This window comes from Methanosphaera sp. WGK6 (genome assembly GCF_001729965.1).
GTDB lineage: Archaea > Methanobacteriota > Methanobacteria > Methanobacteriales > Methanobacteriaceae > Methanosphaera.
Map to the genome: position 1 here is coordinate 42,734 of NZ_JRWK01000004.1, position 14,611 is coordinate 57,344.

Annotated in this window: 15 protein-coding genes; 5 read left to right on the top strand and 10 right to left on the bottom strand. The window is 26.1% G+C overall.

The window, feature by feature from the left end; genetic code table 11:
• Positions 1–28 precede the first annotated feature (28 nt).
• Positions 29–973 (bottom strand): ABC transporter substrate-binding protein, encoded by a 945-nt coding sequence (locus NL43_RS02950; RefSeq protein ID WP_069592562.1) that lies wholly within the window; start codon positions 971–973, stop codon positions 29–31.
• 164 nt (positions 974–1,137) lie between these two features.
• Between NL43_RS02950 and NL43_RS02955 the strand changes: the two genes are divergently transcribed.
• Complete coding sequence (locus NL43_RS02955) at positions 1,138–1,842, top strand: 4Fe-4S double cluster binding domain-containing protein (protein ID WP_069592563.1); 705 nt, start codon at positions 1,138–1,140, stop codon at positions 1,840–1,842.
• Between the two features lie 25 nt (positions 1,843–1,867).
• On the opposite strand, the gene NL43_RS02960 is transcribed toward NL43_RS02955, so the two are convergent.
• Positions 1,868–2,224, bottom strand: a complete 357-nt coding sequence (locus NL43_RS02960; protein ID WP_084790366.1) for a VOC family protein — start codon at positions 2,222–2,224, stop codon at positions 1,868–1,870.
• A 160-nt stretch (positions 2,225–2,384) separates the two neighbouring features.
• On the opposite strand from NL43_RS02960, the gene NL43_RS02965 reads away from it, so the two are divergent.
• Positions 2,385–2,762 carry a hypothetical protein gene (locus NL43_RS02965; RefSeq protein ID WP_069592564.1) on the top strand — a complete coding sequence of 126 codons (378 nt, stop codon included), beginning with the start codon at positions 2,385–2,387 and terminating at the stop codon, positions 2,760–2,762.
• A 45-nt stretch (positions 2,763–2,807) separates the two neighbouring features.
• On the opposite strand, the gene NL43_RS02970 is transcribed toward NL43_RS02965, so the two are convergent.
• The gene (locus NL43_RS02970) at positions 2,808–3,074 is read right to left on the bottom strand and encodes a hypothetical protein (RefSeq protein WP_069592565.1); all 267 of its coding nucleotides are present in this window, start codon (positions 3,072–3,074) and stop codon (positions 2,808–2,810) included.
• Between the two features lie 133 nt (positions 3,075–3,207).
• On the opposite strand from NL43_RS02970, the gene thiM reads away from it, so the two are divergent.
• From thiM to NL43_RS02985, 3 genes are all read left to right on the top strand, one after another.
• On the top strand, positions 3,208–4,092 hold the full coding sequence (thiM, locus tag NL43_RS02975; protein ID WP_241776205.1) for a hydroxyethylthiazole kinase: 885 nt from the start codon (positions 3,208–3,210) through the stop codon (positions 4,090–4,092).
• Positions 4,093–4,398, top strand: a complete 306-nt coding sequence (locus NL43_RS02980) for an MTH1187 family thiamine-binding protein (protein ID WP_069592567.1) — start codon at positions 4,093–4,095, stop codon at positions 4,396–4,398.
• A 267-nt stretch (positions 4,399–4,665) separates the two neighbouring features.
• Positions 4,666–5,607, top strand: coding sequence for a hypothetical protein (locus NL43_RS02985; RefSeq protein WP_069592568.1), 942 nt, complete (start codon positions 4,666–4,668; stop codon positions 5,605–5,607).
• A 17-nt stretch (positions 5,608–5,624) separates the two neighbouring features.
• On the opposite strand, the gene NL43_RS02990 is transcribed toward NL43_RS02985, so the two are convergent.
• The 7 genes from NL43_RS02990 to NL43_RS03020 all read right to left on the bottom strand — a co-directional run bounded on the left by NL43_RS02990 (position 5,625) and on the right by NL43_RS03020 (position 14,549).
• Entirely contained in the window at positions 5,625–7,043 is a 1,419-nt protein-coding gene (locus tag NL43_RS02990) for a hypothetical protein (protein WP_069592569.1), read from the bottom strand.
• A gap of 130 nt (positions 7,044–7,173) precedes the next feature.
• Positions 7,174–7,698 carry a DUF308 domain-containing protein gene (locus NL43_RS02995; protein ID WP_069592570.1) on the bottom strand — a complete coding sequence of 175 codons (525 nt, stop codon included), beginning with the start codon at positions 7,696–7,698 and terminating at the stop codon, positions 7,174–7,176.
• A gap of 102 nt (positions 7,699–7,800) precedes the next feature.
• Complete coding sequence (locus NL43_RS03000) at positions 7,801–8,433, bottom strand: hypothetical protein (protein ID WP_069592571.1); 633 nt, start codon at positions 8,431–8,433, stop codon at positions 7,801–7,803.
• Between the two features lie 206 nt (positions 8,434–8,639).
• The gene (locus NL43_RS03005; protein ID WP_069592572.1) at positions 8,640–8,843 is read right to left on the bottom strand and encodes a hypothetical protein; all 204 of its coding nucleotides are present in this window, start codon (positions 8,841–8,843) and stop codon (positions 8,640–8,642) included.
• 26 nt (positions 8,844–8,869) lie between these two features.
• On the bottom strand, positions 8,870–9,316 hold the full coding sequence (gene dtd, locus NL43_RS03010; protein WP_069592573.1) for a D-aminoacyl-tRNA deacylase: 447 nt from the start codon (positions 9,314–9,316) through the stop codon (positions 8,870–8,872).
• A gap of 162 nt (positions 9,317–9,478) precedes the next feature.
• Positions 9,479–11,335 (bottom strand): cation-translocating P-type ATPase, encoded by a 1,857-nt coding sequence (locus tag NL43_RS03015; RefSeq protein WP_069592574.1) that lies wholly within the window; start codon positions 11,333–11,335, stop codon positions 9,479–9,481.
• Positions 11,336–11,801: 466 nt separating this feature from the next.
• Complete coding sequence (locus NL43_RS03020) at positions 11,802–14,549, bottom strand: Ig-like domain repeat protein (protein ID WP_069592575.1); 2,748 nt, start codon at positions 14,547–14,549, stop codon at positions 11,802–11,804.
• Positions 14,550–14,611 lie beyond the last annotated feature (62 nt).

Below are 14,611 nucleotides of genomic sequence, written 5' to 3' on the forward strand. Positions count from 1 at the left end.
GATAAAAATTTAATTTTATCTAATAATTCTATTCTGATACATAGAATAATTCATCATCAGTGAATGTTTTGTTTAAAACGCCTAATTTATTTTCTATTGTTATAAAGTCACGTATATTTTGTTTGTATGTATCATTTAATCCAACAACCCAATTCATATTGCTTAATGTTGTTTGTTCTAGGGTTGCATTTGGTACAATAGAACTTGGTAAGTATTGTACACTATTATTTGCATCATCAATTAATTGTTGAGTTGCATTGGATTGAATTTCAAGATATTTTTTAGCTACATCAGGATGTTTATTTAGGAAATCATCACTCATTGCTACTACACAACATGGATGGTTTTCAATAATTTCTCCTGATCGTTCAACAATATATCCGCCATTACTTTCTGCAATTGACACATATGGTTCTGGTGTTACCATTGCATCAATTTTTCCATTTCTAAGTGCATCAGTTAATGTTGCAACATTCATACTTGGTGCATTTACATCAGAAAGGGACATTCCTTCTTCTTCAAGAGCATATTGTAAGAGCATGTGTTGGATAGATGCATCACCAATTGTTGCTACTGTTTTTCCTTTTAAATCAGATAGTGATTGTATACTTGAATCTTTTGCTACTATTCCACTACCTTCGGTTTGTACTCCTGCAACAATTTTTACTGGTACTCCTTTTGCTTTAGATGAAAGGAAAGGTGTTATTCCAACGTATCCTACATCTACATCCCCACTTGCCATTGCACTCATGAGGTCTCCACCATTACTGTATTCATGTAATTCTACTTTAAGTCCTGCATCTGTAAACATTCCAGAAGCATTAGCTACAAATAATGCTGCATCATGATCTGATGGTTGATATCCTATAGATATTACATCGGAATCTGATGAATAAGTATTGTATGCATATATTGCTCCTATTATGATTAAGATAGCTATGATAATTATTCCTATATGTTTTTTCTTAACCATGCTTTTTCTCCTTGATTATTATAATATTTTTATTATCTTTTTTATTAAATATATCCCATCATTATTATATAATAACAATAGTTATATTAATACTTTATGAGCATATATTTCCTAACATAATATACATACAATGATTATTATAAATATATAAAGGGATGAAAAAGATGAATTTATGGGATAAAATACAGGACATATGCAAAAAAGAAACAACAATTTATGGAATAGCAAATATGAACTCTGCAAAAGAATATCTAAATAAAGAATATCCTTCTCTAAAAACATATCCCTACGCTATATCAATAGGAATAAACATACCAGATAAAATAGTAGACAATATCGAAAATAAATATGGTGAAATTGACTATTTAAACACATACAACAAAACAAATAAAAAACTAGATAAAATAGGACAAAGAATAGAACAAACAATACAAAAAAATGGATATAAAGCAAAACAAATACCTGCATCAGACATAGTATCCAAAGAAAAACTAATAGGAGACATGTCTCATAAACTAGTAGCAAACCTTGCTGGACTTGGATGGATAGGAAAAAGTTGTCTACTTATAAATCCCTATTATGGTCCCCGAATAAGATGGGCAACAATACTAACTAATGCACAACTACAATATAACAAGAAAATACTAAGCAATAAATGTAATACATGTAGATTATGTGTAGTAAATTGTCCAGCAAAAGCAATAAAAAATGTAAACTTTAAAAAAGAAGACCCTAGAAGTGTACGATATGATGCATATGCATGTAATAATCATTTCAAAAAACTAGAAAGTGAAGGTAGACCAAAATTATGTGGTCTATGTGTAAAAGTATGTCCATGGGGGTTAGTAAATAAGAAAAGTAGAAACTAATTTTCTTATAAAAATGATGTATAGTTTATAGAGAAAACTCAACTAAAATGCCATCAGGATCTTCTAAGTTAAAGTAAGTAGGTTTTTGACCCTCATCAATAATATTAGATGGACTATAACCTAGAAGAAGAGCTTTTTTATGTACATCTTCAAGAGGAACATCTACTTTAAAACTCATAGTCAAGGATTTAGTTTCAACTTTAGGAGTATTTTCAAAATCAATTAATTCAATCATAGTTTCACCAGCATCATTAGCTAAAAAAACAATTTTTCCCATAGGAGTTTCAATAGTTCTTTGAATACTTAATTTGACTAATTCTTCATAGAATTTCAATGATTTATTAAGATCCCTTACCATAATTGTAATATAGTTAAATTTCATAAATTTACATTCTCCATTAATTATTATATATTTAATTTTAGATGTTCATTCTATTAAATTCTTATTTTAATATTAATTCTCTAATAAAGTTAGGTTAAACTAAAAATATATTAACTGTGAATAATAAAATATACATAAATAAAAAAAGGAAAGATTTACTTTGATAATAACAGAAATAGCAGGATATTTAATACTAATAGAATTTATATATGCTCTTTATTTATTTCCAAAAGCATTAGGGGAATCAAGAGGAGCATATCGTGAACCTGCAGATCCTTTCTTTGGAAAAATGAAGGAAGATTGTAGGTGGATTCATGGAATTACATTTAGATCAGCAGCAATAGGCTTTATTATACTAATACCTCTATTGATTATAATACAAGAAGTTTCACAAAAATATATTGGAATACCAGGTTCTGCATTACTAATATTATTAATAATATTAATTGTAAAATATTATGAAAGAAATAAAACAAAAGCCAATAAAATAGAAGCAGATATGAAAAATAAAGCAGAAGGTAGATTAGTTAAAAAATAAATTTATCTCCTTCTCCTTTAAATAATTATAGACTTTTAAAAAATATTATTTATCATATAATTCATCTAATTTTTCATTCAATTCATCATCAGATAAATCATCTTCACTTTCATTATCAGTATTAGCAAATCTTTTTAGAACATCTTCTTTATGATATTTCCATTCATGTTCAATTTTTTCTTGAACAGATTTATCAACTTCAATTATAGGACCTGTGTAATTACAATTATAGCAAGACCACATTGACCAGTTCTGGGGAATTATCCATTCAATATTATCTGAACCACATCTAGGACAAACTTTTATTTTCATCTTTAATCACTTAATAATCTATGTATTTAATATCAAGTTTCATATATTATAAGAATTTCTATTTTTTTTAAAAAAAATTTAATAATGATTAATCATATATAAATTATTATACATAATAAACAAGGAGTAAATAATGAATAAAACAGAACTTGATAAAAACATGTTAAAAAAATGTAGTGAAATTATAGAACAGCTACGAAATACATGTCCATTAACACATTGCATAACAAATTATGTAACAATTAATGATTGTGCAAATGCAGTATTAGCAATTGGTGGTTCCCCTTCCATGGCAAATGAAGCACCTGAAATAAAAGAGTTTGTAGAAATTGCAGGTGCTACTGTGATAAATATGGGAACATTGCTTGAAGATCAAATAGAACCAATGAAAATTGCAGCAACACATACAAAAAAAACAGGCACTCCTCTAGTATTAGATCCTGTTGCAGTAGGAGTTACACAACTAAGAAATGATGTAACGGTAGATTTAATAGAACAATCATCTGTTTCTGTTATAAGAGGAAATATGTCTGAAATTAAAGCTATAGCTAAATTATTTAATATAATAACAGAATCAGTCATGGCTAAAGGAGTAGATGTAGCAGATTCAGATGTTATTGGTGAAGATAATATACAAGAAAATGCTTCAATAGTAAAAAATATTGCAAAAAAACTAGATACTGTGATAGCAGTATCCGGTCCTGTAGATATAATATCTGATGGAAAAGTAGTGTATATAATAGATAATGGTGATGCAGTAATGTCAAAGATAACAGGTAGTGGTTGTATGTTAACTTGTGTTATAGGTTCATTTACAGCAGTCACAAATCCCTTAGAAGCTGCATTAATTGGTAGTCTTTCCATGGCAATAGCTGGTGAAAAAGCTAAAGATAAAATGGAATTAAATGATGAAGGTTCTGGTTCTTTTAGAACATATCTTATAGATGAATTATATAAAATGAATAAAAATAGTATAATAGAATATGGAAAGTTATATAAATTAAAGGAGGAAAACTAGATGATAACAGCAGATTTTTCTATATTACCTGTAGGTATAGATAATACGGAATGTAAAGAATTTGTAGCTAAAGCAGTGCAAGCAATTAAAGATTCTGGATTAAATTATCAATTAACTGGTATGGGAACTCATATTGAAGCAGAAAATTATGCTCAATTATATGATGCAATAGCAAAAGCACAGGAAGCTGTATTTACAGCTGGAACTGATAGAGTATATACTGTTATAAAAGTTGATGATAGAAGAGATCGTGAAAATAGAACTCTTAATGCAAAGATTAAAACAGTAGATGATATGTTAGAATAATTATTTTGTTATTTTTTTATAGTTGAGGGATATAATAATTAGTTTTAATCAATAATTAATAATATACTCATGGTTTATGTATTAATTCATTAACTCTATTTTTTTATTAAAAATAATATACCTCATATATATTTAATAAAATAAATAAATCCTTTTTACTTATTTTTTCAGTAATCCAAAATAACATCCCTATTTCTCAAATTTAATAAAAACTTTTTAATTCTATTAATAATAAAACTAGTATTAATAAAATAGAGTGATATTAACATGACTTCACGAATATATTGTTCCTTATGTGGCAAAGAAAACTATGTATTACAACGTTACTGTTGTAATTGTGGTAATATCTTGAAAACATATAGAATAGAATCAAAAAATACATGTTCTTCATTAGAATATCTTATAACTGAGAAAAATAAAAATAAAATACTAAATACTGAAATAACTGATGAAATATACACTAAAATAATAACAAATATACGCGATATGGGTCTGATGAATTTAAATTTCACAAGTGATGATACAACCTTTGATAAAATTGTGAAAATGACAAGACAATTCTCAAAACTTCATAATGAAAAACAATGGGGAACATATGGTTATTATCATTTTAATAATATAATAATTGATAATAATTATAATGAAGCAATGAAGATATGTACATTAATTCATGAATTATCTCATCATTTATATAGTGAAATTTTTGAACAATTACTTATGTATATCTTTGATTCAAGAAAAACTGATGCAATAGAAGCAATAGTTCAATACACAGTTATAGAAAATCCGTATTATGCAATTGGAAATGAATACTTAGCTTATACAACAGAAGGATACTTTATGAATAATGCAATGAAAGATTATGCTTCTATATTAAATATACTAAATAAGCATCAATTGGATATGAATCGTGTAGGTAACATGTATATTATAGGTAATGCAGTAGCATATGATGTGATTAAGATATTAGAAGGTATAATTGATGTAAATCTTAAAAAAGAATTGTCTTATATGTGTAAAAAGTATAATTTAATGCCTTCTAGAGATAATAGGGAATTAGATAATGTTCCCTTAATTAAAGATAATGTTGAAAAAGGAAAAAGACTTAAATCAATGCTTGTGGATATTTTTAATTTCTTCTTACATAATGACTATAATGATGAATTACTCTTTAATCTAATGCAAGGATTTAAGATGGCTAATCAATAAAATAGATGTGAAATTAGTTATTCAAGTAATTTCATAACTTCTTCTTGATTTTCATATGTATTAATAATATATTTTCTATTTCTAGTAAGTTTATTTATATTCCTAAGTACTTCTGATTCTATAATGTTTATTGATTTATTAGTTAATAATTCCAATAGTTTTTTAAATATTTCATCTTCGCTAATAATTAGTTTTGGTAACTTTATATCTTGAACTGCTTTTAAAAAGTAGGCATTTAACTTTGTATTGTTTAATTCATAGTCTTCAACTATTTTTTTTATAGTTTCACTAATAAAGGGAATAACTGGATGATATGTATTTGTTAATTCATTATCTTTCCAGGGATTAATATCACATATAAATATTTTAAGAAGTAATTCCAGTTTTAAATCTATATTTTTAATAACATCATATATTATGTATTCATTAAGCAAGGTATTTCTGTAAGATTGCCATTTAAATTCATTTAAATATTTTTTTTCATATTCTTTTAGAAATATTATTCCAATTTGAGGTAGAGATAGTTTATTCTTGTTTGCTTGGTATATTTCTTCAAATTCATTTGGTGTATATTGTTTTAAAAACTTATTATAAAAAAATATTTGTGGATTTGATGCTATTAATGTTAAACCCGTATTTGACACAGAATAAACTCTTTTTTCTAATATTTCATCTACTATTTTTGTATCTAAGTTATTGATCAATGTTGTAATTAATGTTTTCTTATCACCATTTGAATTAAGATTGTATTTTCTTGTTATGTTTCTAAGTTCTTCAATGTTATATAATTCTCCAAGTGTATAATAGTTAATATCTTCTAATTCTTGAGTTATAATTAAATCCGTGTTAATCATGAAATATTCTAATTCCTCACGAGTAATATTATATTTTGTAAATAATGATTCTTCAGGTCGGTATAGGTTGAATGGTTTATTATCTAATAATATAAGATATGTTATAATAGCATATAATCTATTTATATTACCATTAGTCATATTATTCTTATTTTTATCAAATAGTGTGGTAGAATTATTATCTGGTGAATCTGTAGTTAGATAACCAATTACATTACTTGATATATAGCCTGTTTTTTCACCACAATTATGACAGTAGATATCATTATATAATATAATATTATTACATTTTGAACAATGCATTGTTGTATGTTTTTGATTATAGAGATAAATAAGATATTTTTCGTTTTCATCAAGAGAATAATCATAAACCTGTTTTAGTCCCTTATTTTCTAAGATTTGATTAATCAACTGATTCAAATGATGTTTAAGTTCAGAAAATGGGATATGATTATTATTATATTCAAAATATAATTGATTTCTTATATTAATTCCATCTACTTCTGTTAATCCTAAGTCTTTTAAATAATTTATAAAAAGAATTCCCGTAGTCAAATTATCTATTTCATTATTATAAGCCATAATACTATAACCTTTAGATATTTAGTTACATATTTTTATTTCATATTATGTTCTATATAGAGTATAATGTTTTCTATTATAATTAGTTTCCTAAAAAAAATGAAGTGTTTGTGGAGGTTAAGGGGGGAGTTTAGACATCAATATAATTCACATCATTATCTCCAAAAATTGAGAGAATTCCTGATATAATTAACCATATACCTACAACAATACCAAGATATAGAGGATTTCTAAGGAAAACTCCAAGAATAATAAATAAAATACCAAATATCATTGATGTTAAACCCATCATACTAAATGGTTTAAAGAATTGTCCTGTAATTAAATTAAATATTCCAAATATAATCATTAAAATACCTAAAAGATATATTATAAAACTTATAATTGCAGAAACCACGGCAGGATTAAATATCAGTATCCAACTAAAAATTATACATAGCAATGCTAAGATAATAGAAGCAGATGCTAAAACACGGCTAACAATAATTTCAGTTACACCGGATATAAATAGAATTACTGCAATAATTAAAAATAATAATCCCATAATTATACCAACAGTTTTAATTGAAGTTACTGGAAATAAAAATGCTATTATACCTAGTAAAATCATTATAAGACCCTGCTTATTATTATCATTAAATTTAGGTAAATTCATACACATATCACCTTTTATAATTTCATTGTTTAATCTAACTATTAAATGTATAATTATATAAATATTTCTAATATTTTTTTTTAAAAAAAGTGAAAAAAAATTCTATTCATTAATTAAACAAATTCCAGTAAGGATATTCCAGATAATAATCATATATATTGCAAATCGTTCAAAAAGGACCTTAAATATATTCATTGTAGGAATATTTAATGATACTATCATTAAAATAATACTTATTAATCCAATGAATCCAAGTAATGTAATAAGTTTTTTATAAACTTTATTGAAATTCACGGATTTTCCCATAACTATTAAGAGTAGATTTCCACCAATAATAAACATGAAATAAGAGGTACTTATAGTTATAATAACTTCTGAAATTCCAGTATAATAACATCCAAGAAGTATAGCCCCAACACCTGTTATAATCATTAATGGATAATAAAATATTTCAAATCTATTAATACGTTTATTAATTTCTAAAAAACATCCAATTAATATCATTAATCCTAACAAAATAAAAGCAATACTTATTAATATAGACTGTGATTCTATATTTAATTCATGAATAATTTGACCAGAATTAATACTCACATCTACTATGGGCTGATATAAGTAAGCATTACTAATAGATGTTTTACTAGTAATTGTCATATATTCTACTAATAAATAGTATATACTGACAAAAATAAATAAACTTCCAGTAATTTTACGTTGTAGTTTTTTCTTATTCATATATACTACTTTATTTTTCATATTATGTTAATTTTATAGATCAAAAGATTATTATGTAAATATACCTTGAGTGTCCATCAAAAATAAATTCATGTAATATTTTCTTTATTTTACAATTAAAGTAATAGTATCACTTATTAAAATTTAATTTTTGATTTTTAGCAAACATCATGGATTAAAAGATATATCTATATTTTTAATAAAATTTACCATAAATCATCTAATTCTTCAGGATTATAACTATCCATATGAGGTCTATCATCACTGATTTCATCAACAGATGGTAAATCTTTAAGTTTCATTTCAATAAGCCATTCATAATAATGAGCTAATGTTAAACCACTAATATTTCTACAAACTGCTCTAGCACGTCTTTGAAGTTCTGGATCTATTTCAATATCCATTTTCATAAAAAATCACTTCTTATAATTAATAGTTAATCTTTATATTCTTTTTCGATAATAATTGTTACAGGACCATTATTTGTTAAACTAACATTCATCATAGCACCAAAAACACCAGTTTCAACATGAATTTTTTCAGAACATTTTCTACAATAATACTCAAATAATTCTTTAGCATCTGATGGTTTCATAGCCTTGGAAAATGAAGGCCTATTATTATGGCTAACATCACCATATAATGTAAATTGTGGAACAAGCAGTAGTTGACCATCAACATCTGAAATAGTTTTATTCATACGTTCATCATTATCTTCAAAAATTCTTAGTTTAAGAAGTTTACTAACAAGATAATCTGCTTCACGAGTAGTATCATTACATCCAATACCTACAAGTACCATGTATCCTTTATTAATTTCACCTACAATTTTTCCATCTACTTCTACACTAGCATTATCTACTCTTTGAACTACAAGTTTCATGATTCTTCTTCCAAAATTAAATTATAGTATAAAGTATATGACTAATAATATTTAAAATTAGGACACTTAGGAGGGGATTAAATATTATAATTACTAACTACTATTTTTTTCAGAAAGAGTAGATTAGATTTATAAAAAAAATAAAATAAAAGATAAAATATCTTATTTTATCCTGTTTATATCTGGTTTTTCTTTAAATAATAATGCTGCAAATATAATTACAATAACTGATCCAACATTATGTACAAGAGCACCTGTAATTGGTGTAAGTATTCCCATAATTCCAAGAATTACAGCTATGATATTTAATGTCATAGCAAATAGGATTCCTCTATCAATTGTTTTTAATGTTTTCTTAGACATGTGTAGTAAATAGGGGAGGTATTTTATATCATCATTAATAAAGACAATATCCGCAGAATCAATTGTAATGTCACTTCCCACATCACCCATTGCTACACCCACATCTGCTTTTTTAAGAGCTGAAGCATCATTTATACCATCACCAATCATCATTACTTTTTTAAGTTCTCTTTGTCTATTTTCAACATATTCTAGTTTAGTTTCAGGTAGACAATTTGCTTGTATTTTTTCTATACCTACTTGGTATGATATGTCTTTTGCAACTTCTTCGTTGTCTCCAGTAAGTAAGATTGGTTCATAGTGGTTCTGTTTTAAGTTATTTATAGTATTTTTCATTTCTGCACGTGGTGTATCTTGAATCATTAGAACTCCTAGGAATTTATTATCATAATATGTGTAGATTACAGTAGATCCCCTAAATTTACATATTTTAGAATCTATATTTGGAATTAGTATGTTATAATTTTCAAATAATTGTTTATTACCTATTAGACAAGGTTTATTATTCACTTTTCCTTTTAATCCCATACCTAGTTCTATTTTGAAGTCTTTCACATCATATAATGAATCAAAAGTATAGTTTTCATTATAATAATTGATTATTGTTTTAGATAATGGATGTTCGGAGTATGATTCAAGGGAAGCGGTTATTTTCAGGAATTCTTCGTCATCATCTGTTAAACAAACTTTGTTTATAACTTTTGGTACTCCGGATGTAATAGTTCCTGTTTTATCAAATAATATTTTATCTGTTTTATATAGTGTTTCTAATTTTTCTGCATTTTTAACAAGAATTCCATATTTTGATAAATTTCCAATTGCTGCTACTATTGCTGTTGGTGTTGCAAGTATTAATGCGCATGGACAAAATACTACTAGAACTGTCACTGCTTTTGTTACATCTTTAGTTAATAAACCTGTAAGTATTGCTGTTCCAAGAGATGCAATTACTATGTAGTTGGCCCATTTATCTGCTTCTCTTATAACTTCACTGTCTTGTGTACTTACATTTTCAATTAATTTAATTAATTTTTGTAATGAGTTATCTTCACCATTTTCTGTTGCTTTAATAATTAGTGTTCCATAGTTATTTATTGTTCCAGCATATACTTCATCATCTACTGTTTTATCTACAGGTAATGATTCTCCTGTAAGAATTGACTGGTTAACTGAACTATTGCCTTCTATTATAATTCCATCTGTAGGAATTGTCTCTCCAGGTAATACTTTAATGGTATCATCTATTTTTAGTTTTAATGCATTTATTTTCTTTTCAGTCTTTCCTTGGATTATTCTAGCTGTTGTTGGTTGAAGTTCAACTAATTTTTCAATTCTTAATTGTGTAGAGGATACTGTGAATTCTTCAAGTAAACTTCCAATTTCCATAATTAATGCTATTTCACCTGCTGCAAATACTTCTCCAATAAGTAGTGATGCTATTATTCCTAGTGATACAAGTATATCTGCTTTTATATCATGTTCATAGATTAATGCTTGTATAGCATAGTAGACTATTGGGACTGCACATAAAATTACTGCAATCCATGCAAAGTTGAAGTTGTATATTGTTATGTTATTAAAGCTTATGATTAAGGCTATGGTTGATATTATTATTCTTAATATGTCTGTTTTAAATTCTTCTATTTTCTCATTCATTGTTCACACCTTTTTTGGGAAAATATTATTGTTTATCTATTTGTTTTATAGGTAAGTAAAATGGTTTTAATTCGTATAAATATAAGTAAAATAATCCAAATAAGAAAAATATGGCTAAACTTATGTGTATTATAGAATTACCTATGATTTTTATTATTTGATTCATATGTTTCATCTTTTTTGAGTATATTTTTTAAGTTTATTGTTAGTAATCAAGTATTTTGTATTAGGTGTAATGTTTCTTGATTTATTGGGGAACTAACAAATATACCTATACCCCTATAGGTATATAATATTAGTATTAAAACTAGTAGTATTTAAAGATATTTTCGTATAATATAATGATAATTAAGAGAAGTTAAAAAAATTTAAGTTTACTTAAATTCATAAAAATAATTGAACTTTATTAAAAAAAATTGAAAGAATGAATATATACATCTAAACCCTATTCTTTCATGATTATATTTTATTTTGGATATACATTTGGTCCTTTTATTGCAGTGTTATTAGTATATGTGTTTTTAGATTCTATTATTGCTTTTTTGGTAAATGCTGCGCCCCCATAGTTTGCATGGTTTTTAATGAACTTGTTTCCAACTACATTACATGTTATTCCATCATTATAGAGTCCTCCACCAAGGGATGCATTACCACTTACAATATTATTACTGGTGATGTTCATATTCTTTGCATTGAATATTGTTCCACCCATATTTGCTTTATTTCCTGTGAAGTTACTATTTTTTACTGTGAAGTTTCCTATATTATAGATTGCTCCTCCACTTTTACTTGCAACACAATAAGTTATAATATCACTGTCTACTGCTACTGTGTTGTTAGAGAATATTGCTCCTCCATACACTGCCTTGTTTCCAGTCATTTTGTTGGATTTAAGTGTTACTATTCCTTTGTTTGCTACTGCTCCTCCAGTTTGTGAAGCATTATTATAACGGATTGTGTTTTTCTGGATGAGTACTACTCCTCCATTATATATGGCTCCACCATATTTTCCACGATTAGACTCAAATGTGTTACTGGTAATTGTTCCATTAGCATTATTAAACATAGCTCCACCTAGTTGACCAGCAGTGTTTAATGCAAATTTATTTGATGTTACTGTGATATTTCTTGCATTATGTACTGCTCCACTCCACTGGTTGGCAGTGTTTTGTGTGAAATTGTTATTTTGTATGTTCATTACTCCAAAGTTGTAGATTGCTCCACCATTTTTAGTCACATGATTGGATATGAAATAATTATTATTAGTTATACTAGCATTTCCACTTGAGTATATTGCTCCTCCAAATGCTGCGGAATTATTTGTGAAATTATTATATTTTAAATTAATATATCCTTTACTATTTATTACTCCACCAGAATTTAATGCATTATTATTGATAATCGTGTTATTATGTAGTGTTAAATTACCTTCATTAAGTATTGCCCCACCATAACGAGCAGTATTTTCTTTTATTGTACTGTTAGTCAGTGTAAGATTTCCTTTATTTATTATTGCTCCACCACTTGTAGCATTACCTTGTTTAAATAAAATATTGCTAATTTTTAAGTTGTAACCCTGTGCTATAGATAATATCTGATTTTTATATAATCCATTGAATATAATATTCATTCCAGGATCACCCACAATTTGCAGTACTTTAATGGGTGTGGTTTTACTATTAATTGTAATTGGTGTTGTATATGTATCAGTGGTTTTATTATTTATTGTTACAAGATGTATTATTCCATTATTAGTTACTATTTTAAGTGCATTAGTTATATTTGTAGGATTAGTTCTTGTTTTTCCATTACCTCTTGCATTACTATTTACATATACATCTACCAATCCACTAGATATGAATGTGGTATTTGTTCTATAACCAGTATATGTAATATTTCCAGAATATGTTACTTGAACATAGTATGTTCCTATTTCTGTAAGATATACTGTTGTATTAAATACACCTCTATTGTTAGTAGTTAGAGTATATGTCTTGTTATTTATAGTTAAATTGATTGTTTGATTAGGTAGTACTTCTGATGTATATAAGTTTAGTAATCTACCCTGAATTTCTAAGTTATTGTATATTTCCTGATTAAATATTCCATTTAATTCAATGTAACTTATTTTTTGTTCTATATCTACTTCAGTAGTATTTTCAGATTGAGTATATTTGTTATTACCCATATATTTAGCTGATATACTTATTTTATCGGATTTAGTGGTTATATAATTATAGACATAGACTCCATTATTATTAGTTTTAATGTTTATAGTGTTATTTTTAATTACTAATTGTATCGTTGCATTAGGTATTATTGCACCATATTCATCAGTAAGTGTACCATTAATTGTTAGGTTATTTCCAGCAGTTATTGGGTTTCTATATTTGCTAATAGAGAGTATTGTATTTACTTTACTAACATCAATTATTGTTTCTTCATAAGAGTCTAGATATTGTTTTATTCCATTAAATTGAACTTTTACTGTTATTAGACCTACTTTTGTGGGTATTGTTGAATAATTATATGATCCTGTTGTATTGGTTTTTAGTTGAATTATGTTATTATTTAGATTTAATGTTATTAATTGGTTAGCTATACCAATTCCGTTCTTATTAAGTAGTTGTCCTTTTATTGTTATGTTTTCTGCAAGTGTTATTGTCTGTTCTGTATCTATTGTTAATGTTGTAATCATGGGTTCTACATCAAACCAGGTTTCATTTTGTGTGGGATTATAAGTAGTATCTCCTTCAAATAATACTGTTACTATTACAGTAGTCACATTACTTGAAATATAATTATAACTATACATGCCATCTTTATTGGTAGTTACATTTACATCAGATTTGTCTGTTTTAATAGTTATTGTTTTATTAGATAATCCTTTATTGTCTGTATCAGTAAGTATTCCTGTAATTACTTCTATTTCTCCGATACTAATTGAATCCATAGCTTCATTTACTGTTAAGTGTGTATTTTTCTTATTATCTGTATTTTGAATAGTTTCTTGCTGATTTTCTTTCAATGTTTTTTCTATATTTTTATTTGTAGTTGTTATTTGGTTTATATGAGTATCACTGGTATTGGACAGAGAAACTACTTCAGTATTCTCAGAGGCAGTTATGTTATCAGTTGCATTTACTGGAGAGAATACTATAAATAATATCATTATCGTTGTAAATAAGAATAATGGTTTTATATTATTATTCATTATATATTTTCCTCCAATTAGGGGTTATATTTTAAAATTTAATAGTTTTTATTTGATTTTAT